Here is a 26,898-nt window from a genome sequence, read left to right on the forward strand (position 1 = left end):
CGGGGAGAGGGCCGCGGCCCGAAGGCCGCGGCCGAACGTCAGGAGTCCGCCGAGCTGCGGTCGGTGACGGGCAGCATGTCGGCGTGCGACAGGAGCCGGTTGATGTTGCGGTCCGTCTCCAGGGAGCCCTCGACGCCGATCGCGGCGCCGTCGAGGAGACGTTCGAGGACGGCCGCCTTGCGGGGACCCTTGAGGCCGAGGGAGGCGATGGGGTCGACGTCGAGGTCGCCCGTGATGTCGATGAGGCGCACCACGATGTCGTCGCGCTGGAAGACGGTGCTCCCCCACACGGGGCTCTTCGGGTCGTCCGCCGCGGCCTCGTCCTGCTGCGCCAGCAGGCGGGCCAGGTCCATGCCGCGGCCTTCCTTCGCCGGGTAGTACAGCGCGTGGCGCCGCAGGCCCTCGGGGGCCGGCCGCCCGGACACCACGTGGTGCACGGCAGGGAGGGCCGCCCGGGTGAAGAAGACCCGCGCCGACTCGGGGTCGGTCAGGTCCCGGTCCTGCTCCAGGTACGGGTTGATGGCCTCCTCGACCGCGCGTACCTCGGGCTGCCGGGCGACGTGGCGCAGGGCCGCGAGGAGGTCGCCCTCCACTTCCACGGCTCGCACGACGCGGTTGCCGTGCATGAAGAGCGAGGTGCGGCGCAGACGGGTGTTCTCGTCGACCTGGGCCTTGGGCGACTGGTACCCGGCCAGGAGTTCCGCGACCTTCGACTCGGATCCCGGCTTGACGGTGAAGGTGAGGGCGTGGCGTGCCACACCGTCGCCGACCCGGGCCGCGACCTGCTCGTGCGCGGACGCCGGCTCCTGCGTGAGCGGCTGTCGGGGGCCGGTCTCGCGGACGATGCTGTACCGCATAGACCGGGTGTCCCGGACGCAGCTGTGCATCGGCCTGACGGTCTCGACATGCTCCTCGCTGTTCACCCAGGCGAGGAAGGGAGGAGCGCTCTCCCACTCGCTGGTGATGAGCCACTGCGAGGGGTTCTCGATGGACTGGCAGAGCTGGTCGCTGATGTGACCGGGGACGGAGGCGACCTGCCGGCGCATGAGCTCGTACGCGTCCAGGAACTGCTGCTGGGCGCCTTCGTACAGGTCGAGGAGCAGAATCACCCGCAGCCTGGAGCCGTCGAAAGCCGACTGAGATATGCGTCCCGAGTTGCTCATCCGGCGCACCTCTTCTCTCTTCACGGAGGGTCGGGAGGGACCGCCGTGCCCGATGAAGGCGCCGGGGTCGTCATGTGCCGATCGTCGGCGGGCACCCCGATCCACGCGAGCCCCACGGGGCGGACGAGTGAACCCCGCGTCAATCGGGTGCTCCGAGCGCGCGCACCGCCCCTCGGAGGGCATGCATCTGCATCCCACCCCTGACTCGCGTCGCAGGTGACGCTGGAGGCATTCAATGAACCGATCCGAAGACGCCGGCGAGGTCGTTCACCGGACGCCCGTCCTCATCGTCGGCGGCTCTCTGGTGGGCTTGTCCACGTCGCTGTTCCTGGGGCGTCTCGGTGTGCCGCACATCCTCGTCGAGCGCCACGCGGCCACGTCGATCCACCCCCGGGGGCGCGGCAACAACGTGCGCACGATGGAGCTGTTCCGAGGCGCCGGTGTGCAGCAGCGCATCGAGGAGGCCGCGTCCGTCCTGGGACGGAACAACGGCATCCTGCAGACGCCGAGCCTGGTCGGCGATGCCGGCGAATGGCTGTTCAAGGAGATCGATCCGGGCGGCGGACTCGCCCGCTTCAGTCCCGCCGGCTGGTGCCTGTGCAGCCAGAACGATCTCGAGCCGGTGCTCCTGGAGACCGCTCGGCAGCTCGGCGGAGACCTGCGGTTCTCGTCGGAGCTGATGTCGTTCGAGCAGGACGCCGAGGGGGTGACCGCTCGGGTCAAGAGCCGCGAGACGGGTGAGCATGTCACCATCCGGGCGGACTACCTCGTCGCGGCGGACGGCCCGCGCAGCCCCGTGCGCGAGCAGCTCGGCATCGGGCAGAGCGGCCCGGGCGACCTGTTCCACAACGTGAGCGTCATGTTCGTCTCGCGCGGCCTCGCCGACGTCGTCGGCGACCGGCGCTTCGTGGTGTGCTACTTGACGAATCCGGAGGCCGACGGGGCCCTGCTGCCCGTCGACAACCAGGAGCACTGGGTGTTCCACGCGCCCTGGCACCCCGAACTCGGTGAGACGCTGGAGGAGTTCACCGACGAGCGGTGCGCCGAGCACATCCGGCGGGCCGTGGGGGTGCCGGACCTCGATGTGGAGATCAAGGGCCGGGCCCCCTGGCACGCCGCGCAGAGGGTCGCCCAGCGGTACGCGGACGGGCGGGTGTTCCTCGTCGGTGACGCCGCCCACGAGATGCCGCCCACCGGGGCGTTCGGCTCCAACACGGGTATCCAGGACGCGCACAACATCGCGTGGAAGCTGGCCGCCGTGCTGGCCGGCTGGGCCGGGCCCGGTCTGCTCGCGTCGTACGACGAGGAGCGCCGGCCGGTCGCGGAGGCGACGAGTTCCCGCGCCTCGTCGCGTTCGGTCGAGCACAGCCACCCCGGGTACGCCCCCGAGCCGGGAGCAGGCGGCCCCGGCGGAAGGAAGGGCGGCATCCTCAACGTGGCGCTGGGCTACCGCTATCCGCGGGGGGCGGTGCGGGGTGCCGACCTGACGGTGCCGGTCGTGCCCGACTCCCTGCGGTTGACGGGCGAGCCCGGGAGCAGGGCTCCCCACATGTGGGTGAAGCGCGCCGGTGAGCGGGTCTCCACCCTCGACCTGTACGAGCGGACCCTGGTGCTCCTGAGTTCCGGGAGCAGCGCGGGGTGGCACACGGCTGCGGCTCGCGTGGCGGAGGAGCTGTCGTTGCCCCTCGTCCCGTACCGGATCGGCGACGGGCCCGAGGCGGAGCTGTCCTCCGAGGGTCTGGACTGGGCGGAGGTCCACGGTGTCACGGCGGACGGCGCGGTCCTCGTCCGCCCGGACGGGTTCGTCGCGTGGCGCTCCGACGGGGCGGCGTCCGATCCCGAGGCGGCGTTGCGTGAGGTCGTCACGGCGATCCTCGACCACAACTGACCGTTCCCGTCGCATGTCACCGGCCGGCGCTCTCCTGAGCGCCGGCCGGTGCCGTCCCGCCCCGGCTCGCCCGATGTCAGGTCGTCGTCCCCGCAGAGAGCTCCGGGCGGGACGGCGGCGGCCTCGGCCGTCCGCAGGCCGAGGACCATGGTCAGGCCTCCCCCGGAGGGTGTCCTCTCCCGTCACGATGGGCCATCAGCCCTTGTTCACCACTTGCTTGAGGGCGATGTTGAGCTGGAGGACGTTGACGCGCGGTTCGCCGATGAAGCCGAGGATCCGGTCGTCGGTGTGATCGGCGACGAGCTTGTCGACCTGGGCGACGGTGAGGTCGTTCCTCTCCGCGACCCGGTGGACCTGGAGTTGCGCGTACTCCGGCGAGATGTGCGGGTCGAGGCCGGAGCCGGAGGAGGTGACGGCGTCGGCCGGCACGTCCGAGGGCTTGACCTTGTAGGTGGCGGTGGAGTTGTCCTTCACCACGGCGGCCTTGGCGTCCGTGACCCAGGTGATCAGGTCCTCGTTGTCGCCCGAGCGGTTCGTGGCGCCGGAGAGGATGATCGAGTACTGGGTGTTGACGCTGTTGGTGCCCAGGCCGTTGGAGGGACGGGGCTGGAACCACTTCAGATCCGGTGTGGCCGTCTCCTCCCCGTCCTCGAGGGGCAGATTGTAGGTCTGGCCGATGAGTGCGGAGCCGACGACCTTGCCCTCGCTCTCGATCTCGGACCCGTTGGCCTTGTCGCCGAACGCGACCTGGGCGATGCCCGTGACGGCCAGCGGGTAGAGCACGCCCGTCACCACGGTCAGGACGAGCAGGGCACGGAGTCCGGCCCAGAGCAAGCGCCCTGCGTTTCCTACGGAGTTGTTCATGGTCAGCACGCCTTCGGATTAACGCAGCCCGGGGATGAGGGAGATGAGGAGGTCGATGATCTTGATGCCGATGAACGGGGCGATCAGGCCGCCGAGGCCGTAGATCCCGAGGTTCCGGCGGAGCATCCTGTCCGCGCTGGTCGGCCGGTACCGCACGCCCTTGAGCGCGAGCGGGACGAGCGCGACGATGATCAGCGCGTTGAAGATGACGGCGGACAGGATCGCGGACTCCGGCGAGGCCAGGCCCATGATGTTGAGCTTGTCCAGCGACGGGTGGGCGACCGCGAACATCGCGGGGATGATCGCGAAGTACTTCGCCACGTCGTTGGCGATCGAGAAGGTCGTCAACGCGCCTCGGGTGATGAGGAGCTGCTTGCCGATCCCGACGATCTCGATGAGCTTCGTCGGGTTGGAGTCCAGGTCCACCATGTTCCCGGCCTCCTTGGCGGCCGAGGTGCCGGTGTTCATGGCCACGCCGACATCGGCCTGCGCGAGGGCAGGGGCGTCGTTGGTGCCGTCGCCGGTCATCGCGACGAGCTTGCCGCCCGCCTGCTCCCGCTTGATGAGGGCCATCTTGTCCTCGGGGGTGGCCTCGGCGAGAAAGTCGTCGACACCCGCCTCCTCGGCGATGGCCTTCGCGGTCAGCGGGTTGTCACCCGTGATCATGACCGTCCTGATGCCCATGCGGCGCAGCTCGTCGAACCGCTCCCGCATGCCCTCCTTGACGACGTCCTTCAGGTGGATGACACCCACGACGCGCGCGCCCTCGCCGTCCTCGACGGCCACCAGCAGCGGCGTGCCGCCGGCCTGGGAGATCCGGTCGGTGAGCGCCTGCGCGTCCTCCGAGACGTTCCCGCCCTGTTCCTGCACCCAGGCCACGACCGAGCCGGTCGCGCCCTTGCGGACCTTCCGTCCGACCCCGTTCTCGACGAGGTCGACGCCCGACATACGGGTCTGGGCGGTGAACGCGATCCACTCGGCGTGGGACAGCTCGCCCTGGTGGCGCTCGCGCAGGCCGTACCTCTCCTTGGCGAGGACGACGACGGAACGGCCCTCGGGCGTCTCGTCGGCCAGCGAGGAGAGCTGGGCGGCGTCGGCGAGTTCGGCCTCCGTGGCGCCCTTGACCGGGACGAACTCCGACGCCTGGCGGTTGCCCAGGGTGATGGTGCCGGTCTTGTCCAGGAGCAGGGTGGAGACGTCACCGGCGGCCTCGACCGCACGACCCGACATCGCGAGCACGTTGCGCTGCACGAGCCGGTCCATGCCGGCGATGCCGATCGCGGACAGCAGCGCGCCGATCGTCGTCGGGATGAGGCAGACGAGGAGCGCGGTCAGGACGATCATCGAGGTCTGCTTGTCGGCGCCCGCGTAGACGGCGAACGGCTTCAGCGTGACGACGGCGAGCAGGAAGACGATCGTGAGGGACGCCAGCAGGATGTTGAGGGCGATCTCGTTCGGGGTCTTCTGCCGGGAGGCGCCCTCGACCAGGTTGATCATCCGGTCGATGAAGGTCTCGCCGGGCTTCGTCGTGATCTTGACGACGATCCGGTCGGACAGCACCTTCGTACCGCCGGTGACGGCCGAGCGGTCACCGCCGGACTCGCGGATGACCGGAGCCGACTCACCCGTGATCGCCGACTCGTCGACCGAAGCCACGCCCTCGACGACGTCACCGTCGCCGGGGATGATGTCGCCGGCCTCGCAGACGACCAGGTCACCGATCTTCAGCTCGGTGCCCGGCACCCGCTCCTCGTTCGTGCCGATCAGGCGGCGGGCGACGGTGTCGGTCTTGGCCTTGCGCAGGGTGTCGGCCTGCGCCTTGCCGCGGCCCTCGGCCACGGCCTCCGCCAGGTTGGCGAAGATCGTGGTCAGCCACAGCCAGGCGGTGATCGCCCAGCCGAACCAGTCCCCCGGGTTCCTGATCGCCAGGACGGTGGTGACCACCGAGCCGATCAGCACCACGAACATCACCGGCGACGTGATCATCACGCGCGGGTCGAGCTTCCTGATCGCGTCCGGGAAGGACTTGACCAGCTGCTTGGGGTCGAACAGACCCCCGCCGACACGCCCTGCCGGCTTGTGTCCGGCGGACAGGTCGCCGTGCGGCGCCTCGGCCGGAGTGGCTGTGGTGGACACGCCGCCCTCTTGCTTCTTCACGTCGATGTTCATGCCGCGAGCCCTTCGGCGAGCGGTCCCAGCGCGAGGGCCGGGAAGTAGGTGAGACCGGTGATGATCATGATGGTGCCGACCAGCAGACCGGTGAACAGCGGTTTCTCGGTCCGCAGGGTGCCCGCGGTCTCCGGGACGGGCGTCTGCTCGGCGAGCGAGCCCGCGAGCGCCAGGACGAACACCATCGGCAGGAACCGGCCGAGCAGCATCGCGATGCCGATCGTCGAGTTGAACCACTGGGTGTCGGCGTTCAGACCGGCGAACGCGGAGCCGTTGTTGTTGGCGCCGGAGGTGAAGGCGTAGAGGATCTCGGAGAAGCCGTGTGCCCCGGAGTTCGTCATGGAGTTCGCCGGAGTGTCCAGGGCGAACGAGGCCGCCGTGAAGCACAGCACCAGCGCCGGGGTGACGAGGATGTAGCACGCCGCGAACTTGATCTCGCGGGTGCCGATCTTCTTGCCCAGGTACTCGGGGGTACGGCCGACCATCAGACCGGCGATGAACACCGCGATGATCGCCATGATCAGCATGCCGTAGAGGCCGGAGCCGACACCGCCGGGCGCGATCTCGCCGAGCTGCATGCCCAGCATGGTGATGCCGCCGCCGAAGCCGGTGTACGAGGAGTGGAACGAGTTGACCGCGCCGGTGGAGGTCAGCGTGGTGGCCACGGCGAAGATCGACGAGCCGCCGATCCCGAACCGGGTCTCCTTGCCCTCCATGGCACCGCCCGCGAGGTCGAACGCGGGGCCGTTGTGGGCGAACTCGGTCCACATCATCAGCGCGGTGAAGCCGAGCCAGATCGTGGCCATCGTCGCCAGGATCGCGTACCCCTGCCTGAGCGAGCCGACCATGCGGCCGAAGGTGCGGGTCAGCGCGAACGGGATGACGAGGATCAGGAAGATCTCGAAGAGGTTGGAGAGCCCGTTGGGGTTCTCGAAGGGGTGGGCCGAGTTGGCGTTGAAGTAACCGCCACCGTTCGTCCCCAGCTCCTTGATGACCTCCTGCGAGGCGACCGCACCGCCGTTCCACTGCTGGGTGCCGCCCATGAACTGGCCGACCTCGTGGATTCCGGCGAAGTTCTGGATCGCGCCGCAGGCGACCAGCACGAGCGCGCCCACGACCGAGATCGGCAGCAGGACGCGGACCGTGCCGCGCACCAGGTCCGACCAGAAGTTGCCCAGCTCACCCGTACGGGACCGGGCGAAGCCACGTACGAGGGCGACCGCGACGGCGATCCCCACCGCCGCCGAGACGAAGTTCTGCACCGCCAGGCCGCCGGTCTGCACGACGTGACCCATGGCCTGCTCGCCGTAGTACGACTGCCAGTTCGTGTTCGCCACGAAGGACGCGGCCGTGTTGAACGCCTGGTCCGGGTCGATCGAGGCGAAGCCGAGCGAGCCGGGTAGCGAGCCCTGCATCCGCTGGAGCAGGTAGAGGAAGAGGACGCCCACCGCCGAGAAGGCGAGGACTCCGCGCAGGTAGGCGGGCCAGCGCATCTCCATGTTCGGGTTGGCGCCGATGGCCTTGTAGATCCACTTCTCCACCCGCAGGTGCTTGTCGGAGGAGTAGACGCGGGCCATGTGGTCACCCAGCGGCCGGTAGGCCAGACCGAGAGCGGCGACCAAGGCGAGGAGCTGGAGCACACCAGCGAGGACGGGACTCATATCCGTACTCAGAACCTCTCCGGCTTGACGAGGGCGAGGACGAGATAGACCAGCAGGGCGACGGCCACGATCAGCCCGACGATGTTCTCGGCGGTCACAGCTTGGCCACCCCCTTGGCGATGAGAGCCACCAGCGCGAAGATCGCGATCGTGGTGACGACGAAGGCCACGTCGGCCATCGTGAGCTCCTGAGTGAAGAACGGATTCTCGGACGTGATGAGGAAACCGCTTTTCAGCCAGGTCGCGGCGTCCGTTAACGGCCCCCATACGGCCCGCGGCGCGCTCTTTACGCGTCCTGTACGGCGCTATGGCGGGGGTCACGGAACCCCGGGGCCCGACGGTCGGCCGAGGTCCGGTCGACAGGAGCCGGGGGCGGTCCGCGGGGCCGGGCGGCAGCGCGTCAGGGCTCGCCACCGCCGCACAGCGAGTCCGTAAAGGGCCGGGCCGGATCTCCGTTTCCCGCCATAGCGTTCGTTCCATGGAACTCCCCTTCGTGCCTTCGGAGAACCACTCGCCCCGTGCCGTACACGACATGGGCTGGCCCTCGGACCTGCGGGCCGCCGTCGGGTTCGCGGTGACGCTGCTCGGCATGTCCCTCACCGTCGAGGCCGGGAACCACAGCCTGAGCCCCGTCCACGCGTTCCTGTGGTGCGGGCTCTCCGCGCTGTTGTTCTTGATCCTCGTGCCGCCGCGGGTGGAGGCCGCGCCGGGGCGGCTGACCGTCCGCGGCCTGACGTGCCGGCGGACCGTGCACACCGACCGGCTGGCCTCCGTCGACTGGTCCGACGGCGTCGCCCAGCGACTGATCCTGTGCGACTCCAAGGGCGGGCGCGCCGAGGTCGATCCGCGCGTCTTCGTCGCCAACCCGCCCCTGTGGTACCTCCTGGAAGCGGACGCCCGAACCTCCCGTGCCCGCGGCACCCTGGTCCGCGGCAGCGCCGAACTGGAGCGGCTTGGCCGGTGCCTCGACCGGGAGACGGCCCGAGCGGTGTTCCGGATCTCCGGCATGGACGAGGGCCTGCCCGAGGAGCGGTAGACACGTGCCTTGCCGCCCCGGCATCGGCTCGGCGATGCTGTGCCGATGCCGGGGCAGCGGAAACGAAAGCGTCAGCAGTACGGAGCGGAGCGCTCCGTCCCGGCCTCCGGGCACTGGAGCGCGCTCTTCGAGACCCAGGACGAGTCGGAGTGGCGCACCCACGTCCAACGGCTCCAAGCGTGGCGCGGGGCGGTGCTTCTGACGGTCTTCTGACGCCGGGGACGGCATCTCTGGTGGGGTTCTGACGCGATGCCCCGTCGGTCGTCAGCGATGTGTAGAGAACCGGCCGATCGCCGTCAAGACGGCGTCAGAGCGCTGCCCCGGCGGTACGGAGTCGGGGATAGCTTCGGTGCACGCCCCGGACCGCCTCACGGCGACCGGGGCCTCACCGACCGTTCGCGGCTCCTCAGGGAGGGCCCCATGTGTCTGTTCCGGTACGACGACGACCCCGAGCCCGAAGAACAGGTCCCGGCCGGACCGCTGTACGTGCCCGTCCGGCCGGGAAGCGGCGCGGAGACCGTGATCCGGCTGTTCCGCACGCCGCTGGGCGCGCGTACCGCCGTCGGCTTCACCAGTACGCACCGGCTGACCACGGTGCTGGGCGAGAACCAGGCGTACATCCGGCTCTCGGAGGCCGTCCTGCGGGACCTGTGCGAGCCGCTCGGCGCGAGTCTGGTCACCGTCGACCCGACGCTGTCGGCTCCCGCGGTCCCCAAGGGGGCCGCGCCGACGCCGGACCTGTTGCCGGTCCAGGCCCTCCGGGCCGTCTGAGAGGGGGACGAGTTCCATGACCACAGCTCTGGTCTCCGAGATCGCCGCGGGCGCGGACGATCTGTCGGTGTGGCCGGCGTCCACCACCCCGCTCCCCCACGGCGGTCTCGCCGTCGGCGGGGTGTCGCTCGCCGATGTCGCCGAGCGCTTCGACACGCCGGCGTACGTCCTGGACGAGGGCGAGGTACGGGCCCGCTGCCGGGCCTACCGGGATGCCTTCCCCGACGCCGACGTTCTGTACGCCGCCAAGGCGTTCCTCTCCCGGACCATGGTCCGCTGGGTCGCCGAGGAGGGCCTCGGCCTCGACGTGCGCTCGGCAGGCGAGCTCGAACTCGCCGTCACCTCCGGCTTTCCGCCGGACCGGATCGTCCTGCACGGCAACGCGAAGTCGCCGCGCGACATCGGGACGGCCCTGCGGCTCGGGGTGGGCCGGATCGTCATCGACAGCCCGTCGGAGATCGCGCGGCTCGCCGCCGCGGTGGGTCCGCGCGGCCGGCAGAAGGTGCTGGTGCGTGTCGTGCCCGGCGTCTCGGCCGGCGGCCACGAGAAGATCCGTACCGGCACGGACGGCCAGAAGTTCGGCCTGTCCCTCACCGACGGCACCGCGCAGCACGCCATCGCCCGCGTGCTGACCCAGCCTCAACTCCAGTTGGTCGGGCTGCACTGCCACATCGGGTCCCAGATCACGAGCGTGAAGCCGTACGTCGCGGCTCTGCGCCGCATGGTGGGCCTGATGGCCCGTATCCGCGACACCCACGGTCCGGTGCTGCCCGAACTCGACATGGGCAGAGGCCACGGCATCGCGTACCGCCCGGGCGAACCCGCCCTCGACCTCACGGCCCTGGCCCGCGGGCTCCGCACCGAACTCGCCGCGAGCTGTGCGGCGGCCGCGCTCCCGGTGCCCCGGCTCGCCATCGAACCCGGGCGGGCCGTCGCGGGCCCGGCGGGTGTGGCGCTCTATCGGGTGCTGGCCGTGAAGACCACCGGCGATCAGGTGTTCGTCGCCGTGGACGGCGGCATGAGCGACAACCCACGCCCGGCGCTGTACGGGGTGCGCTACGCCCCTCGTCTGGTCGGCCGCCACTCCACCGCGGGCGCCCGGACGACCACGGTGGTGGGCCGGCACTGCGAGGCGGGAGACATCCTCGCCGCGGACGTCGAGCTGCCCGGTGACACCCGGCCCGGCGATCTGCTCGCGGTACCGGTGGCGGGGGCGTACCAGCTGTCCATGGCCTCCGGTTACAACATGGTCGGCCGTCCCCCGGTGGTCGCGGTGGACGGCGGCACGGCCCGTCTCCTGGTACGGCGCGAGACGCTGGACGACCTCCGCAGCCGGGACGTCGGCGAGTAGGCCCCCGCCCCGTCCCTCGTGGCCCCCGCCGGACCGTCGCTGTGAGAGCGACGGTCCGGCGGTCGTCGTATGGCGCCGTCGCCGGGTCGGCCGGCCAGGGGGTGGGGGCCGTGAGGCCGGGGGCGTAGCCGAGAACGCCCCGCCTGCCGAGGGTCGGCAGGCGGGGCGTCGGCGGCGGGGAGGTGTCAGCGCTCGTCGTCGGTGACACGGAAGCGGAGGCGGCAGATCACCGCGTCGGTGTCGCGGCGCACGGCGTGCGCGACGACGGAGCCGCGCTGGTTCTGGAGCAGGCGCTGCCAGAGGTGCGCGGGCTCGGTCTCCGGGATCAGTACGGTGATCTGGGAGGCGGGGTGTGTGTCGGCCAGTTCGCGGACGTACCCGGAGACCGGGCGGCCCAGCGCGCGCGTCGGTGAGCCGAGCTCGACGACTTCGACGCCCGGGTTCCACAACTCCCAGTCGCGGCGCAGCGCTTCGGCCGTGCGTCGGTCCTCGGGCGCCGGGTGGGTGACGGTGACGGCGAGCACCTCGTCGCCCAGCGAGCGGGCTGCGGTGAGCGCCGTGCAGGTCAGCTTGGAAAGACCGGAGACGGGGACGACGACCAGCGAGTGGGCGCGCTGCGGCGGTTCGGGGACACGGCCCAGCTCCAGGCGTTCGCCGATACGGCCGTAGGCGCGGTGGACCTTCTCGAAGCCGAGGACGAGCAGTGGCAGGGCGAGGACGATCAGCCACGCGCCCTCGGTGAACTTGGTGGCGGTGACGACGATCGCGGCGGCACCGGTCAACAGGGCGCCGAAACCGTTCAGTACGGCCTTCGCCCGCCAGGGCCCGCCCCGCTCGCCGTGCCAGTGGCGGACCATGCCGGCCTGGCAGATGGTGAAGCCGACGAACACACCGATCGCGAAGAGGGGGACGAGGGTGTTCGTGTCGCCGCCGGAGACGACCAGCAGCGCGGCGGAGACGACGGCCAGCGCGAGCACCAAGGACAGCGCGGCGAGACCTTGGAGCGCGGTGAGCCTGTGCCGCTCACCGGCGCCGGTATCGGGGGGTTCCTCCGCGCCGGTCTCCTCTGGCGCTGTGGTCGGCTTGCCTGGGTGCAGGGACATGGTGCTGGTTCCTCCGAACGGGACAGATCGAGGAACAGCGTGACCGCCGTACGGCGGGACCCCGAGCCTTCTTGTCGGCGTCCATACGCACCGCGCCCCTCTCTTCACGCCTCCCCTACGGAGCGCCGGGAACACGGGCGTCCGGCGGGAGCGGGCGTCAAGGAGCGAGTTCGGCGTGGCGGAAGCAGTCGGTGGTGTGGTCCTCGGTGAGGCCGCGACGAGGGACCGACGCCGTCGGGGTCCGTCCACGACCGGTCGTGGACGGACCCCTGCATGAGGAGGGCGGGTGGCTACTCGGCCATCTCGTACGTACCCGAGAGCGCCTCGACGCGCTGCCAGACGCGGTCCGAGCGCGGCTCGTCGACGACCGGGCGGCGCACGGCCCCCAGCGACCAGGCCTGCTGCTGCTCGGTGGCGGAGTCCTTGCCGTGCAGCTCGACCGCGTGCGCGGAGAAGTCCCGTACGAGGACGGCGAACAGCTCGTCCAGCACGTCCTCGTCGAGATCCGTGAGGCGCGCCTGCTCCAGGACCAGCTGGCCGTGGACGACGAGCGCGAACAGCTGGCCGACGGCGAGCAGGAGATCCAGGTCGCGGCTCTGCTCCTCGTCGGGCGCGGCGGTGCGGACGAACTCGCACAGCGCGTCCGCCTGCTCGCGGAAGCGGCCGACGTTGGGCAGGTGCGCGTACGTGTCGTACGCCGGGCGCCAGTCGTGGAAGCGCACGGACCCCAGACCGCGGGCCGGCCCCTGGCGGAAGAGGAACGTGTCGTCGGTGCCGTCCAGGCGGGTCGGGACGGGCTCGTACGCCGCCGGGTCCAGGAGGTGGTTCCGCATGAACTTCAGGATCAGCGCCAGGTTGACGTGGACCGTGCCCTCCAGCTTCGGGAGGCCCCGGATCTCGACGGCCGCCTGGGCGAAGTAGTTGTCCTTCTCGAAGCCCTTGGCGGCGATGACGTCCCACATCAGGTCGATGACCTTCTCGCCCTCCGTGGTCACCTTCATCTTCGTCATCGGGTTGAAGAGGAGGTAGCGGCGGTCGTCCGGTCCGGCGGTGCGGAAGTAGTCGACCGCGCGGTCGCTGAAGAGCTTCATGCCGACGAGACGGACGTACGCGTCGGTCAGCTCACGGCGCACGTGCGGGAAGGCGGTGACGGGGCGGCCGTAGAGGATGCGGTTGTGGGCATGGGTGACGGCCTCGTACATCGCGTGCTCGCAGATGCCGATCGAGGCGGTGCAGAGGTTGAACTTTCCGACGTTGACGGTGTTGAGCGCGGCGTCGAAGGCGGCTCGGCCGGTGTGCAGGACGTCCTCCGCGGCGACGGGGTAGTCCTCCAGCCGGAACTCGCTGACGAACTTCGAGGAGTCGACGACGTTCTTCACGAGGTGGTACGCGGGGTGGCGGCTGTCGGCGGCGAAGAAGACGTAGCCGTCGGGGCCCTCGACGTCCGTGCGGCGGCCGAAGACGGAGACGAGCCCGGCCGCGTTGCCGTTGCCGATGTAGTACTTGGACCCGGTGGCCCGGAAGCCGCCCGCACCGTCGGGCTCGAGCAGCATGTCGGTGGAGTAGATGTCGGCGCCGTGGGTCTTCTCGGAGAGGCCGAAGGCGAACACCTCGCCCTGGGAGAGGAGTTCCGCGGCGCGGGCGCGGGCGGCGGCGTTGTCGCTCTGCCAGACCGGGCCGAGGCCGAGGATGGTGACCTGCCAGGCGTACCAGTAGTCGAGCCCGTAGAAGCCGAGGATCTCGTTGAGGGCGGCGATACGGGCGGTGTCCCAGCGCTTGTCCCGCTGCCCCTCGGCGGCCTCGGAGGAGGGCGTCAGGAAGGTCTCGAAGAGCCCTTCCTTGGCGGAGAAGGCGAGGAAGTCCCCCAGCCAGGCGCGGGTGCGGTAGTCCTCGATCAGCCGGCGCTTTCCGCGCTCCTCGAACCAGTCGACGGTGGCGCGCAGCAGTCGGCGGGTCTCGGGATCGAAGTGTGCCGGGTCGTAGGTGTGCGGGTTGAAGAGCAGCGAGTCGGCCATGAGCTCCGTCTTTCGGTCCGATGAGGGTGCGTGGGCGTGGTGGCGCGGGGGTGGGGCGGGGCGGGCACGGTCAGCGCCCGGCACCGAGCCGGTGGAGGGTGGCGAGGACGTCGTCGAGCCAGGCGAGCGTCATCCGTTCGTACGCGATGCCTCCGCGCAGCACGACGTGCTGGAGTTCCCTCCCCGCGTCGAGCGAGCCGCCGGACGACGCATGGGCCTGGCCGCCGGTCGCACCGGGCGGGTCGCCGGCCGTCGCACCGGGCGCGTCCGGTCCCGTGAAGTCCCGTTCCTCGCCCGCGAGGTAGCGGGCGAGGCGCTCGGTGTGCGCCTGCCGGTGCCGCTCCACCTCGCCGATCAGCGCGGCGGGGTCGTCGAACGCTGCCCCCCGGATCTTCACGGCGAGGTCGTGCCGGATGCTCTCGGGCTCGATGGGCTCGTGCAGCCAGGTGGACAGCACGGTCCGTCCGAGGGCCGCGACGGAGTACTCCTTCTTGTCCGGACGGCCCTGCTGCTGCACGTCCTGGACGTCGACCCAGCCCTCGCTCTCCATCCGCTTGAGCACGCGGTAGATCTGCTGATGGCTGGCGGTCCAGAAGTATCCGATGGACCGCTCGAAGCGCCGGGCCAGCTCGTAGCCGGAACCGGGTTTCTCCAGCAGGGACACAAGAATCGCGTGTTCGATCGCCACACCCGAATCCTTCTATGCAACTCGTTGCATAGGCAAGCGCGACCGCCCGGGTGAGACGCGGCTCACCCGGGCGGCCCGGGCGACGAGGTCAGGGAGCGGCTCGACGGCTACCGGGCGACGTCCGCGCGGCGGAGCATCGCCAGCCGGCTGGCCGTACGGTCCAGGTCGCGCAGCAGACCGGAATCCTCGGGCAGCCCCGCCAGTGGGTCGGCGCCGATCAGGAAGAGCCGTATGTCACGGTCGCAGCAGACGTCCACCAGGTTGGCGAACCGCCGGCGCCCGTCCGCCGTGCAGCAGCCGAGCGGCGGAACGCCGTCCAGGGCCAGGGTGTCGAAGCGCTCGGCGAGGGCCAGGTAGTCGGGGGCCGCGGTGGCGCCCTCGCACAGCTCGCCGAAGCCGAGCCACACCAGGGACGCGCGCACGGCCTTGGCGGGCAGCTCTCGATGGTGGACGGGGACGAGGGTCGCTTCGCCCGGGTGCGGTGCGCGCAGTCCCGGCTCGTCCGGGAGGGCATCGGCCCCCTCCGGGAGGCAGGCCCCCTCCGCGAACCGCCGTGAGCCGGGGCTCGGTGCGGGCAGGCGCCGGAAGTCGGTGGGGCCGGACACGTCCAGGACGTCCATGCGCTCCTCGATCAGTTGGATCGTGGGCTCGAAGAGATGGTGGTGGAGCAGGTTCGGCATCAGGCCGGCGGGCGGATAGTTGGAGGTCGTGACGAGCGTGATGTGCCGGTCGAGGAGCGTACGGAGGAGCCGGGCCACCAGCATCGCGTCGCCCGCGTCGTGCGCGTGGAACTCGTCGAAGACCAGGATCCGGCAGTCTCCGAGCAGCTTGTCGACCGCGCGGTCGACGGCGCTGTGCCGGCCGTCACGGGCCGGACGCTCCCCGGCGTGCCCCTCACGGGCGACGCCGTCGTGCAGGGCGCGGAAGAAGTCGTGGAAGTGCAGCCGCCGCTTGCGCGTGGTCGGCAGGCCCTCGAAGAAGGTGTCCACGAGCCAGCTCTTGCCGCGCCCGACAGGGCCCCACACGTAGAGGTTGCGGGGCGCGGGGCGGGAGCGACGGAACCAGCCTTCCGAGGCAGCCAGTTCACCGGCGAGCAGGCAGAGCCGTTCGGCCGCCTGCTCCTGCGCCGGTGCGAGGGTGAATTCCGCTGCTCGGCGGCCTGTTGGAAGTGGCGCCGCATCGCCTCGTGCTGCTCGCGCATGATCCTGTTCACGCACCGCGACGCTAGCACCGGGCCCGGTCGCGCCGATCACCAGGCATCAGTCGCGGGCGGCGGCCTTGTCGAGTTCCTCGTCGAGGGCCATCGCCGCCGTGATGAGGGCTAGATGGGTGAACGCCTGCGGGAAGTTGCCGAGTTGCTCGCCCGTCGGGCCGATCTCCTCCGCGAAGAGCCCGACGTGGTTGGCGTAGGTGAGCATCTTGTCCATCGCGTAGCGGGCCTTGTCCAGGCGGCCCGCCCGGGCCGTCGCCTCGACGTAGAGGAAGCTGCAGAGCGAGAAGGTGCCCTCGAAGCCGCGCAGGCCGTCGGGGGACGCCTCGGGGTTGTAGCGGTAGACGAGGCTGTCCGTGACGAGTTCGCGGTCCATGGCGTCCAGCGTGGACAGCCATCGGGACGACCTCGGGGAGATGAAGCCGACCAGCGGTATGAGCAGCAGCGAGGCGTCGAGGACCTCGCTGTCGTAGTGCTGCACGAACGCCGCGCGCGCGGGGTTCCAGCCGCGTTCCATCACCTGGGTGAGGATCGCGTTGCGCTGGACCGTCCAGCGCGCCAGATCGGCCGGACGGGCGTACTCGTTGGCGAGGCGGATGCCGCGGTCGAGCGCGACCCAGCACATCACCCGGCTGTACGTGAAGTGCTTCCGGCCGCCGCGGGTCTCCCAGATGCCCTCGTCGGGGCGGTCCCAGTTGTCACAGAGCCAGTCGAGGAGTCCCGCGAACCTCTGCCACCCCTCGTAGCCGGCGAGATCGGCCAGATCCGGGGAGTGGGTCATCGCGTAGGCGAGTTCACCGTAGATGTCGAGCTGGAGTTGCTCGGCCGCCCCGTTCCCGGCCCGTACGGGGGCGGAGTCGCGGTAGCCGGACAGATGGTCCAGGGTCTCCTCGGTCAGGTGCGGGTCACCGTCGATCCGGTACATGATCTGCATCGGCTCGCCGCCCGGCGAGCGGGGCGCGTGGGCGCGCAGGCTGAGCCAGCGGCGGAAGGCGTCCGCCTCCTCGACGAAGCCGAGGTCGAGCAGGACGCGCACCGAGAGCGACGCGTCGCGGATCCAGGTGTAGCGGTAGTCCCAGTTCCGCTCACCGCCGATCTGTTCGGGCAGGCCCATGGTGGCGGCGGCGATCGGCGCGCCGGTCGGGGCGTAGATGAGCAGCTTGAGGGTGATGGCCGAGCGGTTGACCATGTGCTGCCAGCGCCCCTGGTAGCGGCAGCGGCGGATCCACCCGTGCCAGAAGGCGTGGGTCTCCTTGATGTCCTCCTCCAGTGTGTGCGCCGTGACCGGGGCGGGGCCGGCGGCGGGCGCCGCTCCCGGGGAGGGCGACGCGGTCTCCAGCACGATTCCGGCGATCTCGCCCTGCCGGAGGGTGAGGGTGGCACGGACGTCCTGGCCGTCGGCCTCCAGAGGCACGGTGCTCCGCAGATGCACGTCGAGGCCGGGGCCGTGGAACGTGGCGGCGTCGCCGTCGAGCGTGAGGGTGTGCGGTGCGCGGCCGTAGTCGAAGCGCGGCCTGCACTGCACATGGAAGGTGAGGGTCCCGCGCACCACGCGCAGCGCCCGCACCATGCGGTGCCGGTCGGTGGGCACGTCCGGCTGCTCGCCCACCGGCATGAAGTCGACCACCTCGCCCACCCCCTCGGGGGTGAGGAACCTGGTGATCAGGACGGCCGTGTCGGGCAGGTAGAGCTGGCGGACGGTGACCTCGTCCGCCGTGGGAGCGATGGTGAAGTGGCCGCCCCGCTCCTGGTCGAGGAGGGAGGCGAAGATGCTCGGCGAGTCGAAGCGGGGTGCGCAGAACCAGTCGACCGCGCCGCCTGCGGAGACCAGCGCGGCGCACTGGAGGTCGCCGATCAGTCCATGGTCCGCGATAGGTGGATAGCCGGGCACCCGGGACCTCGCTTCCGCCTCGGCTCGGGCGTTCCGGTGCCGCGCGCCGTCTCGGTCCCCACGCAACCCGTCATGGCCCGATTCGGCAACATGGAGCAACCGACCGGGCGAACGACGCGGCGGCAGGACGAGCCGCCGCTGCCGTAGGGGATGCGCGCACCCTTTCCGCCGGTCCGACCAGTCGGTATGTTGCGCGGGACCGTCGAGGAACCCCTGGAGGACGTCATGCCCGAGCCCGACCCGGCCCCTTCGCACACCCTCGCGATCGAGGGTCACTGCGATCCCCGTTTCGCCGCTGTACGCGACGCCTTCGAGGCCAACTTCCGTAGGAGGGACGAACTCGGCGCGGCGGTGACGGTCCAGGTGCACGGCGAGACCGTGGTCGACCTGTGGGGCGGCTGGGCGGACGCCGCTCGCACACGGCCGTGGGAGCGTGACACCGTCGTCAACGTCTGGTCCACGACCAAGGGCGTGACGGCGCTCTGCGCCCACCTGCTCGCGGACCGAGGGTTGCTCGACCTGGACGCGCCGGTCGCCTCGTACTGGCCCGAGTTCGGCGCGGCAGGCAAGGAGACGCTTCCCGTACGTCATCTCCTGTCCCACCGCGCGGGGCTGTCCGGCCTGCGCGAGCCGCTCTCTCTCGCCGAGTTCTACGACTGGGAGGTGACGACCGCCCGACTCGCCGCGATGGAGCCGTGGTGGGAGCCCGGCACGCGCTCCGGGTACCACGCCATGACGTACGGCTTCCTGGTCGGCGAGGTGATCCGGCGCGTCACCGGCGAGCTGCCCGGCGCCTTTCTCCGCCATGAGATCACCGGACCGCTCGGCATCGACTTCACCATCGGTCTGCCGGAGAAGGAGGCGGACCGGGCGGCCGAGCTCGTGCACCCCCGGACCTCGTCGGCGAGCGAACAGGCGGCGATGTTCGCCCAGTTGGAGCCCGCGGCGCAGGCCGCCCTGGCCAACCCGCCCGTCGGCGCCGACCAGGCCAACAGCCCCGAGTGGCGTGCCGCCGAACTGCCGGCGGCCAACGGCCACGGAACGGCCCGGGCGGTCGCGCAGCTGTACGGCGTCTTCGCCGGGCGCGGCCGGTACGGCGAGCTCCGGATCCTATCCGAACCGGCCGCCGAACGGGCCCGCGAGGGCCAGGGGGTCTGCCGTGACCTGGTGCTCGGCGCGGGATTCGCCCACGACACGGAGTGCGCGCTCGGGCTGTGGCTGAGCGGCCCCAACGCCTCGTACGGCCCCAATCCGCGCGCCTTCGGACACGACGGCTTCGGCGGCTCCTGCGGCCTCGCGGACCCTGAATCAGGGGTGTCTCTGGGATATGTGATGAACCGTATGGGACCCCACATCGCGGACGACCCACGCAAGACGGCTCTGATAGCCGCTGTGTACGAGGCGCTCTGACACCGGGAACCGGACACCCGGCCGGCCGGGACGGAAAGAACGAATGCGGGGCATTGGGGGGCGCCGGGCACCTGTACCACTCGGCGCCCACCGCCCCGAATCGACCGCCTCACCGCCGCGCACCACACGTCCCTCGCCCGCCCCACGCACCTCGCCTCGCGGCCGGATCTGTGCGCCCGCTACCGCTCCCGCGCCCGGCCGAGGCCCGCTCGCCGGTGCGCCACCGGCCGCGGGTGCGCGATGCGCGGACATGAGGACGCCCCGGTGGGTGAACAGGAGAAACGGGGCAACACCTTCCGCTTCCTGAACTCCCTCATCGTGCCCCACTCGACTCGGAAAGCTCACCCCTGAAAGGCAGTCAGCAAATTGCCGTAAGCATTTGCACCTGCCCGGTCCCGCACACCGGGCACGGCGACGGATCCGCTCGTACGTGACCCCCCTTCACGCTCCGGACCGCATGGACGCGCGTAGATCGGCCGAAAGGTGTTCTTGCCGCCACGGCCTTCGGATTCGAGGATTCCCCTTGTCGAGCTTGACAGGTCCATGGCGGGATCCCTGAACGTCCGTCCTCCGCCCGTGAACCTGCCGGCTCCTCGGCAAGGGTCCGCCCACCCAGCGGGCCCCCCGCTCCCCCCAACCGGAGGATGTAGTGAACCTCAAGCGTCTGTCCCCCCTCGGCGGCGTCGCCAAGGGCGCACGGCTGATCGCCGTCGCGTCCGCGCTGCTCGCCGCCTCGGCGCTTGCCGCCCCCATGTCGTCCGCGGCGACGGTCGACGACGGCCGGGCCACCGCCGCCCAACTCGCCGTCACCGACCAGGCCGTACGCGGAGCGGACGTGCCCGGCACCGCGTGGTACACCGACGCGGCGACCGGGAAGGTCGTCGTCACCGCCGACTCCACCGTCTCCGCCGCCGAGATCGCCACGATCAGGAAGGCGGCGGGCGACCGCGCGGCCGACCTGGAGATCAAGCGGACGCCCGGCACGTTCACCAAGCTCATCGCGGGCGGTCAGGCCATCTACGCGGGCGGCGGACGCTGCTCGCTCGGCTTCAACGTCCGCAGCGGCTCGACCTACTACGCCCTGACGGCCGGGCACTGCACCAACATCGGCAGCACCTGGTACACGAACTCGGCCAACACCACCGTGCTCGGCACCCGGGCCGGTTCCAGCTTCCCGACCAACGACTACGGCATCATCCGCCACTCCAACGCTTCGGCCGCCGACGGCCGGGTCTACCTCTACAACGGCAGCTACCGCGACATCACCGGCGCCGGCAACGCGTCCGTGGGCCAGTCCGTGCAGCGCAGCGGCAGCACGACCGGCCTGCGCGGCGGTACGGTCACCGGCCTCAACGCCACCGTCAACTACGGCGGCGGCGACGTCGTCTACGGCATGATCCAGACCAACGTCTGCGCCGAGCCGGGCGACAGCGGCGGCGCCCTGTTCTCGGGCACGACCGCGCTCGGTCTCACCTCGGGCGGCAGCGGCAACTGCAGCAGCGGCGGGACCACGTTCTTCCAGCCGGTGACGGAGGCTCTGAGCGCGTACGGCGTGAGCGTCTTCTAGCACGCGCCGACGAAGCACACGGGCCGGTGGTCCCCTCGGGGGCCGCCGGCCTCGCCCATGAGGCAACGGCGGAGCCTGCGACGACGGAGAATGGGCCCGTGAACCGCCTCCTGCACCTCGACCGTACGCTCGACGAGCTGGACCCTCCCCGCTGGGCGGAGCCCGCCGCCGACGCGACCCATCTGGTCCGCACGGTGCACGCGCTGCGGCGCGTGCCGCTACGGGAGCTCGCCCCCGCGGATCTGCGGACGCTCCTCGCCCAGCAGGTGGCCCTGCCGTTCGTGCTCCCCCCGGCGGTGCGCATACTCCTCGAAGAGCCGCTGCTGGACGCGTACTTCTACGAGGGTGACCTGCTGCTGGCGGCCGTCACGGTGCCGGAGAGGGCGTGGCACCCGCTGCCGGACCTCGCGGAGGAGCTGGCCGCCGTGGTCGCGGCCCTCCCCCGTGCCGCGCTCGCCGATCTGCCGCGCGGCGCGGCCGACGACCTCGGCCGCTTCGTCGCCCGCTCCGGATCACCCTCCTGACCCGATGCGCGACACCGCGGCCGGACGCGTGGCGCCCGCCCACGCGCGAACCTGCCGACAGCACCGTCTGCGGTACGGAACGAAGCCGTCCGGCCGGCGGTCCGTCTCCTCCCCGACCCGGACCCCCACCACGGGCCGCTACTTCGACCGGTGCGGGACGAGGGCCAGGACGCTGAGGCCGAACATCAGGACGCCCAGAGGGACGTGCCACGACGGTACGTGCGCGATGCCCAGGACCACCTGCGCCGAGGCGAGGGCGAGGAAGCCGGCGGCGTACAGGATGGGGCGGGGTGATCCGCCGCCCGGGCGCCAGGCCAGGATCGCGGCGAGCAGGTAGAGCATCGAGGCGCCGTACATCACGCGCGCCCCGACGCTGTGCAGCACCTCGCCGTAGGAGGCGGACAGCAGCAGACCCGCGCTGGCGGCCTGGAAGAGGAGGGACAAGCTCTGGAGGGCGCTCGCGACCTTCAGGAAGGTGAAGCCGCTCTGTACGGTCGTCGTCTCGGTGGCCATGACGTGGTCCCCTCTTCTGCCTCGCGGCGGTGGATCGGTACTGTCCCGGAAGTCCGACGACACAGGCCCGTGAAATGTGAGGCCGACGCCCCTGGGCGCGGCTCCCGCCTCACGTTCCGGTGCGCTGTCTCGTCGAAGAGGGCGAGAGCGGAACCGGACCAGTAGGGACGAGGGAGCGGTCACGAACATGAGCATCACCCCATCCGAGCCGGACCTGAGCGCGGTCGTCGGCGAGCGGCGGCAGCTGATCAACCTCGCCTACCGGCTGCTCGGTTCGGTGGCCGAGGCCGAGGACGCCATCCAGGAGACCTACGCCCGCTGGTACGCGATGACGCGGCCGCAACAGCAGGCCGTCGAGTCGCCCGGCGCCTGGCTCACGACCGTGGCGGGCCGCGTCTGTCTGGACATGCTCGGCTCCGCGAGGGCCCGGCGCGAGCGGTACGTCGGTGCGTGGATACCCGAGCCGGTGCCCGACCGTACGGAGTGGAGCAGTGGACGAGCGGGGGCAGGCCGGGCCGAGCCGGCCGACCCCGCCGACCGGATCACCCTGGACGAGTCGGTGAGCATGGCCTTTCTCGTCGTACTGGAGGCGATGACGCCCGCCGAACGCGTGGCGTTCGTCCTGCACGACGTCTTCCGGTACCCCTTCGCCGAGGTCGCCGCCATCGTCGGCCGGTCGCCCGCGGCCTGCCGGCAGCTGGCGTCGTCCGCCCGTCGGCGCGTGCGGTCCGCGCGGACCCCGGGGGCTCCGACGGGCGGGCAGGCCCGACTGGTGCGGCATTTCAAGGAGGCATGGGAGGCCAGGGACATCGCGGCACTCGTCGGCCTGCTCGACCCCGGCGCCACGATGACGGCGGACGGCGGCGGCCTGGTCGGCGCCGTGCTCCGCCCGGTCGAGGGCGCCGAGCGCATCGCCCAGTACCTCATCCACATCGCCGACAAGGCGCCCGGTCTGACGCTGCTGGAACGGACGGTTAACGGCCGCCCCGGCCTGGTCGCCCAACACGCGGGCGTCACCGTGACCGTGGCCGCGTTCGGCGTCACCGGGGAGCGCGTCACCCGTATCTGGGCGGTCCGCAATCCGGAGAAGCTCCGCGCGTGGAGCGCTGACGGAGAGGGCTGATCCGGCGGGTGGGGCCGCGCAGCCCCGCGCGTGTCCGGCGGATCGCCGGACACGCGCGGGGCTGGACACCGCTCCACAGGGTGACTTAGGTTAGGCTTACCTTAGTCAGAGTCGGTCGCCGCCCTCTCCGAATCCGCCCCGACTTCCACCGCCCCGCGAGGAGTTCCGTTGAACGCCGCCACCGACACCGCCCCGCACGAGCAGGCCGCGGCGGAGCTGGTCCGCTCCGTGCTCGCCCGGGCGGTATCCCTGTCCCTCACCACGGACGCGCAGTGCTACGACCTGATCGGCATGCACTCGATCGGCCGCAACGGACGCATCTTCCTCACGCCCCAGCCGGACAGCCCCCTGGAGGCCCAGGTCGCCGCCGCTCCGCGCGGCAGCCTCGCCGCGCTGCTTGAGTTCACCGACATCGCGCCGACGCCCCTGCGCGACCGGGTGCGGGCCAGGGTGACCATCTCGGGCTGGCTGACCCCGGCCGGGCCGGAGGAGGACGGACTGCGCCTCGACCTGGCGCGCGTCACCCTGCGGACCGCCGCCGGCACCCAGGACGTCGACCTCGACCGTTTCACGCTCGCGCAGCCCGACCCGCTCGCCGTGGAAGAGGCGGCGATGCTCACACATCTCGCCGACGCCCACGAGGACATGGTCGCGGATCTGATCGTCCTCGCCGGCTCGCGGCTGCCGTTCGGAGTGGTGCGGGCCCTTCCGCTCGCCGTCGACCGGCACGGCATCACCCTGCGCTGCGAGTACCGCGAGGGCCACTGCGACGTCCGCCTGCCGTTCCCCGTCGAGGCGCGGGACGCCGCCGAGGCCGGGGAGCAGGTCCGGAGGCTCCTGACGACCCCCTCCTGCTCGCACCACCGGCGCCCTTCGACCCGGCCGTGACGTCAACTCGCCACATCCGAGGAGCAGTTGCCCCACCCTCTCGCGCCAACTTAGGTTAGGCTAAGCTAAACCATCTGCGAGAGGTGGTGGCGCCGACACGCGCACGCCACCCGGGGGGAGGAACCACCATGGGCCTGCCGACCGTCGGCCCCTACCCCCTGCCCGACCGCGCGGCCCTCCCCCGGTCCTGCGCCTCCTGGTCCATCGATCCGGGCCGTGCCGCGCTCCTGGTCCACGACATGCAGAACCACTTCGTGGAGGTCTTCCCGGCCGGGCAGAGCCCGGTGGTGGAGCTCGTCGAGAACATCGCGGCCCTGCGTGAACTCGCCGGGGCCCTCGGCATGCCCGTCGTCTTCAGCGCCGAGCCGGCCGCCCAGCGGCCCGGTCAGCGCGGGCTCGTCGCCGACATCTGGGGCCCCGGCATCGGCGACGAACCCGAGGCGGCCGCGATCATCGCGCCGCTCACCCCCCGTACGGGCGAGCATCTGCTGCCCAACGTGCGCCAGAACGCCTTCCTCCGCAGCCATCTCGGGAGGCTGCTGCGTTCGGAGGGCCGCGACCAGCTGATCGTCTGCGGGGTGTACGCCCATCTCGGCGTCCTCCTGACGGCCGCCGACGCCTTCATGAACGACATCCAGCCCTTCGTCGTCGCCGACGCCGTGGCGGACTTCTCCCCCGAGGAACACGCCATGGCGCTGCGCTGGGCCGCGCGCAGCGGTGTCGTCTGCACGACCGAGGCCATGCTCCGCGACCTCCTGCTCAACAGGGTTCCACCAGCCGTTCACCGGGACGCGTGACCGGGTCCCTCTGACGGCGACCTGCGGCGCCGACTCTGTCACCGCAGCCCCCACACGCACAGGAAGAGACGAAGAAGATGACCGTACGGGTCGCCGTGGCCGGTGCCAGCGGCTACGCGGGCGGAGAGATCCTCCGCCTGCTGGACGCCCATCCCGGAGTGGAGATCGGCGCGCTCACCGCGCACAGCAGCGCCGGCCGCCCGCTCTCGTCCGTACAGCCGCAGCTGGCCGCGTTCGCCGACCGCGTTCTCGAGGAGACCTCGGCGGAGTCGCTGCGCGGCCACGACGTGGTCTTCCTGGCCCTGCCGCACGGACAGTCGGCCGCGCTCGCGCGGGAGCTCGCTCCCGAGACGGTGATCGTGGACTGCGGAGCCGACTTCCGGCTCCGCGACCCGGCGGCCTGGGAGCGGTTCTACGGCTCCGCCCACGCCGGCACCTGGCCCTACGGACTGCCGGAACTCCCCGGCGTGCGCGAGGAGTTGAAGGGTGCCACCCGGATCGCGGTACCGGGGTGCTACCCCTCGGCGGTCACGCTGGCGCTGTTCCCCGCGTACGCGGCCCGCCTGGTCGAGCCGGAAGCGGTGATCGTCGCGGCCAGCGGTACGTCGGGCGCCGGCCGCGCGCTCGGACCGCATCTGCTGGGCGCCGAGGTGATGGGCTCCATGAGTCCGTACGGGGTGGGCGGCGGGCACCGCCACACCCCGGAGCTGACACAGAACCTCTCCCTGGTGGCCGGCGAGCATGTGACGGTCTCCTTCACCCCGACCCTGGCTCCGATGCCCCGAGGCATCCTCGCCACCTGTTCGGCCCGCCTCCGCCCCGACACGTCCACGGAGGACCGGGCGCGCGCCGTCTACGAAGCCGCTTACGCCGACGAGCCCTTCGTGCGCCTGCTGCCGCCCGGGCAGTGGCCCTCGACCGCCGCCGTCCTCGGCTCCAACACCGCCCAGGTCCAGATCGCCGTGGACCCGGACGCGGGCCGGCTGATCTGCGTGAGCGCCGTCGACAACCTGGTGAAGGGCACCGCGGGTGCCGCGGTGCAGTGCATGAATCTCGCCCTCGGCCTGCCGGAGCGGCTGGGCCTGCCCACGAATGGAGTGGCTCCGTGAGTGTGACCGCTGCCCGTGGATTCCTTGCGAGCGGCGTGGCCGCCGGCATCAAGGAATCCGGTGATCGCGATCTGGCCCTCGTGGTGAACCGAGGTCCGTCACGCGCCGCCGCCGGCGTCTTCACCTCCAACCGCGTACAGGCCGCGCCCGTACGCTGGTCCCGCCGCGCACTGGCCGACGGCAGCCTCACGGCCGTCGTCCTCAACTCCGGTGGCGCCAACGCCTGTACGGGGCAGGCGGGCGCGGTCGACGCGCTGCTGATGGCCGAGCGCACCGCGCGGGCCCTGGACGTGGACGCGCACGAGGTCGCGGTCTGCTCCACGGGCCTCATCGGCGTCCGGCTGCCGATGGAGCGGGTCACGGCCGGCATCGACACCGCCGTGGAACGGCTGACGGGGGACGGCGGGGAGGACGCGGCCGTCGCGATCAGAACCACGGACTCGGTGCACAAGACCGCCGTGGTGTCCGGTGACGGCTGGACGGTGGGCGGCATGGCCAAGGGCGCGGGCATGCTCGCGCCCGGTCTCGCCACCATGCTGGTCGTCCTCACCACGGACGCCGACGTCGACGCGGACGCGCTCGACTCGGCGCTCCGCCGGGCGGTGCGCACCACGTTCGACCGGGTGGACTCCGACGGCTGCATGTCCACCAACGACACCGTGCTGCTGCTCGCCTCGGGCACCTCGGAAGTCGCCCCCGATCCGGCGGACTTCACCGAGGCCGTGCACGCGGTCTGCCTCGACCTGGCCCGCCAGCTGGTGGCGGACGCGGAGGGCGCGTCCAAGGAGATCGAGGTGACGGTCGTCGGCGCGGCCTCGGAGGAGGACGCCGTCGAGGTCGGGCGGTCCGTGGCACGGAACAACCTCCTCAAGTGCGCGCTGCACGGGGAGGACCCGAACTGGGGCCGGGTGCTGTCCGCGATCGGCACCACCTCGGCGGCCTTCGACCCCGACCGGCTGGACGTGGCGATCAACGACGTCCGGGTGTGCCGGAACGGCGCGGCGGGCGAGGCCAGGGAGAAGGTCGACCTGTCGGGCCGCCGGATCACGATCACGGTGGATCTGAACGCCGGGGAATCCTCCGCGGTGCTCTGGACCAACGACCTCACCGCCGAGTACGTCCACGAGAACAGCGCGTACAGCTCATGAAGGGCCAGGG

The 26,898-nt window shown here is 71.4% G+C and carries 23 protein-coding genes and 1 pseudogene; 13 read left to right on the forward strand and 11 right to left on the reverse strand.

The window, feature by feature from the left end:
• Positions 1–38 precede the first annotated feature (38 nt).
• Positions 39–1,163, reverse strand: coding sequence for a SchA/CurD-like domain-containing protein (locus ACZ3OF_RS30035; RefSeq protein WP_361676157.1), 1,125 nt, complete (start codon positions 1,161–1,163; stop codon positions 39–41).
• Between the two features lie 235 nt (positions 1,164–1,398).
• Between ACZ3OF_RS30035 and ACZ3OF_RS30040 the strand changes: the two genes are divergently transcribed.
• Positions 1,399–3,051: an FAD-dependent oxidoreductase gene (locus ACZ3OF_RS30040; RefSeq protein WP_361676154.1), complete on the forward strand. Its 1,653-nt coding sequence runs from the start codon at positions 1,399–1,401 to the stop codon at positions 3,049–3,051.
• 195 nt (positions 3,052–3,246) lie between these two features.
• Here the strand turns inward: ACZ3OF_RS30040 and ACZ3OF_RS30045 are convergent, their stop codons facing one another.
• From ACZ3OF_RS30045 to kdpF, 4 genes are read right to left on the reverse strand one after another with little or no spacing between them, the layout of a single operon-like run.
• Positions 3,247–3,915, reverse strand: a complete 669-nt coding sequence (locus tag ACZ3OF_RS30045; RefSeq protein ID WP_361676151.1) for a potassium-transporting ATPase subunit C — start codon at positions 3,913–3,915, stop codon at positions 3,247–3,249.
• A gap of 18 nt (positions 3,916–3,933) precedes the next feature.
• A complete protein-coding gene (kdpB, locus tag ACZ3OF_RS30050; protein WP_467307885.1) occupies positions 3,934–6,084 on the reverse strand; it encodes a potassium-transporting ATPase subunit KdpB in 2,151 nt (716 codons plus the stop codon).
• Positions 6,081–7,745, reverse strand: a complete 1,665-nt coding sequence (gene kdpA, locus ACZ3OF_RS30055) for a potassium-transporting ATPase subunit KdpA (protein WP_361676145.1) — start codon at positions 7,743–7,745, stop codon at positions 6,081–6,083. Before kdpA ends, kdpB begins: the two co-directional genes overlap by 4 nt.
• Before the next feature lie 8 nt (positions 7,746–7,753).
• Positions 7,754–7,843, reverse strand: a complete 90-nt coding sequence (kdpF, locus tag ACZ3OF_RS30060) for a K(+)-transporting ATPase subunit F (RefSeq protein WP_329853613.1) — start codon at positions 7,841–7,843, stop codon at positions 7,754–7,756.
• A gap of 379 nt (positions 7,844–8,222) precedes the next feature.
• Between kdpF and ACZ3OF_RS30065 the strand changes: the two genes are divergently transcribed.
• From ACZ3OF_RS30065 to lysA, 4 genes are all read left to right on the forward strand, one after another.
• A complete protein-coding gene (locus tag ACZ3OF_RS30065; RefSeq protein ID WP_467307889.1) occupies positions 8,223–8,780 on the forward strand; it encodes a hypothetical protein in 558 nt (185 codons plus the stop codon).
• A 45-nt stretch (positions 8,781–8,825) separates the two neighbouring features.
• Positions 8,826–8,993 carry a hypothetical protein gene (locus ACZ3OF_RS30070; RefSeq protein WP_467307891.1) on the forward strand — a complete coding sequence of 56 codons (168 nt, stop codon included), beginning with the start codon at positions 8,826–8,828 and terminating at the stop codon, positions 8,991–8,993.
• Positions 8,994–9,200: 207 nt separating this feature from the next.
• Positions 9,201–9,551, forward strand: coding sequence for an SAV_915 family protein (locus ACZ3OF_RS30075; RefSeq protein WP_361676139.1), 351 nt, complete (start codon positions 9,201–9,203; stop codon positions 9,549–9,551).
• A 16-nt stretch (positions 9,552–9,567) separates the two neighbouring features.
• The gene (gene lysA / locus ACZ3OF_RS30080) at positions 9,568–10,902 is read left to right on the forward strand and encodes a diaminopimelate decarboxylase (RefSeq protein WP_467307892.1); all 1,335 of its coding nucleotides are present in this window, start codon (positions 9,568–9,570) and stop codon (positions 10,900–10,902) included.
• 185 nt (positions 10,903–11,087) lie between these two features.
• On the opposite strand, the pseudogene ACZ3OF_RS30085 reads toward lysA, so the two are convergent.
• The 5 genes and pseudogenes from ACZ3OF_RS30085 to ACZ3OF_RS30105 form a co-directional block, all read right to left on the reverse strand.
• A pseudogene (locus tag ACZ3OF_RS30085) lies at positions 11,088–11,879 on the reverse strand (amino acid permease); the annotation flags it as partial.
• A 416-nt stretch (positions 11,880–12,295) separates the two neighbouring features.
• Positions 12,296–14,020, reverse strand: coding sequence for an acyl-CoA dehydrogenase family protein (locus tag ACZ3OF_RS30090; protein ID WP_467307894.1), 1,725 nt, complete (start codon positions 14,018–14,020; stop codon positions 12,296–12,298).
• A gap of 70 nt (positions 14,021–14,090) precedes the next feature.
• On the reverse strand, positions 14,091–14,708 hold the full coding sequence (locus ACZ3OF_RS30095; protein ID WP_467307896.1) for a PadR family transcriptional regulator: 618 nt from the start codon (positions 14,706–14,708) through the stop codon (positions 14,091–14,093).
• A 107-nt stretch (positions 14,709–14,815) separates the two neighbouring features.
• On the reverse strand, positions 14,816–15,961 hold the full coding sequence (zapE, locus tag ACZ3OF_RS30100; RefSeq protein WP_467307898.1) for a cell division protein ZapE: 1,146 nt from the start codon (positions 15,959–15,961) through the stop codon (positions 14,816–14,818).
• A gap of 6 nt (positions 15,962–15,967) precedes the next feature.
• Positions 15,968–17,809, reverse strand: a complete 1,842-nt coding sequence (locus ACZ3OF_RS30105) for a glycoside hydrolase family 15 protein (RefSeq protein WP_467307899.1) — start codon at positions 17,807–17,809, stop codon at positions 15,968–15,970.
• Between the two features lie 225 nt (positions 17,810–18,034).
• On the opposite strand from ACZ3OF_RS30105, the gene ACZ3OF_RS30110 reads away from it, so the two are divergent.
• From ACZ3OF_RS30110 to ACZ3OF_RS30120, 3 genes are all read left to right on the forward strand, one after another.
• The gene (locus ACZ3OF_RS30110) at positions 18,035–19,219 is read left to right on the forward strand and encodes a serine hydrolase domain-containing protein (RefSeq protein WP_467307900.1); all 1,185 of its coding nucleotides are present in this window, start codon (positions 18,035–18,037) and stop codon (positions 19,217–19,219) included.
• Between the two features lie 649 nt (positions 19,220–19,868).
• A complete protein-coding gene (locus ACZ3OF_RS30115; RefSeq protein ID WP_361676123.1) occupies positions 19,869–20,786 on the forward strand; it encodes a S1 family peptidase in 918 nt (305 codons plus the stop codon).
• Between the two features lie 98 nt (positions 20,787–20,884).
• Positions 20,885–21,310, forward strand: a complete 426-nt coding sequence (locus tag ACZ3OF_RS30120; protein ID WP_467307902.1) for a contact-dependent growth inhibition system immunity protein — start codon at positions 20,885–20,887, stop codon at positions 21,308–21,310.
• 138 nt (positions 21,311–21,448) lie between these two features.
• On the opposite strand, the gene ACZ3OF_RS30125 is transcribed toward ACZ3OF_RS30120, so the two are convergent.
• Entirely contained in the window at positions 21,449–21,823 is a 375-nt protein-coding gene (locus ACZ3OF_RS30125; RefSeq protein ID WP_361676117.1) for a hypothetical protein, read from the reverse strand.
• 187 nt (positions 21,824–22,010) lie between these two features.
• On the opposite strand from ACZ3OF_RS30125, the gene sigJ reads away from it, so the two are divergent.
• From sigJ to argJ, 5 genes are all read left to right on the forward strand, one after another.
• Positions 22,011–22,946 carry an RNA polymerase sigma factor SigJ gene (sigJ, locus tag ACZ3OF_RS30130; protein WP_361676114.1) on the forward strand — a complete coding sequence of 312 codons (936 nt, stop codon included), beginning with the start codon at positions 22,011–22,013 and terminating at the stop codon, positions 22,944–22,946.
• A 168-nt stretch (positions 22,947–23,114) separates the two neighbouring features.
• Positions 23,115–23,834 carry a DUF2470 domain-containing protein gene (locus ACZ3OF_RS30135; protein WP_467307904.1) on the forward strand — a complete coding sequence of 240 codons (720 nt, stop codon included), beginning with the start codon at positions 23,115–23,117 and terminating at the stop codon, positions 23,832–23,834.
• 128 nt (positions 23,835–23,962) lie between these two features.
• Complete coding sequence (locus ACZ3OF_RS30140; protein ID WP_361676108.1) at positions 23,963–24,631, forward strand: isochorismatase family protein; 669 nt, start codon at positions 23,963–23,965, stop codon at positions 24,629–24,631.
• A gap of 77 nt (positions 24,632–24,708) precedes the next feature.
• Entirely contained in the window at positions 24,709–25,740 is a 1,032-nt protein-coding gene (argC, locus tag ACZ3OF_RS30145) for an N-acetyl-gamma-glutamyl-phosphate reductase (RefSeq protein WP_467307907.1), read from the forward strand.
• Complete coding sequence (gene argJ, locus ACZ3OF_RS30150; RefSeq protein ID WP_361676102.1) at positions 25,737–26,888, forward strand: bifunctional glutamate N-acetyltransferase/amino-acid acetyltransferase ArgJ; 1,152 nt, start codon at positions 25,737–25,739, stop codon at positions 26,886–26,888. The genes argC and argJ overlap by 4 nt, the downstream gene beginning before the upstream one ends.
• Positions 26,889–26,898 lie beyond the last annotated feature (10 nt).

This window comes from Streptomyces sp. NPDC022552, assembly GCF_055561875.1.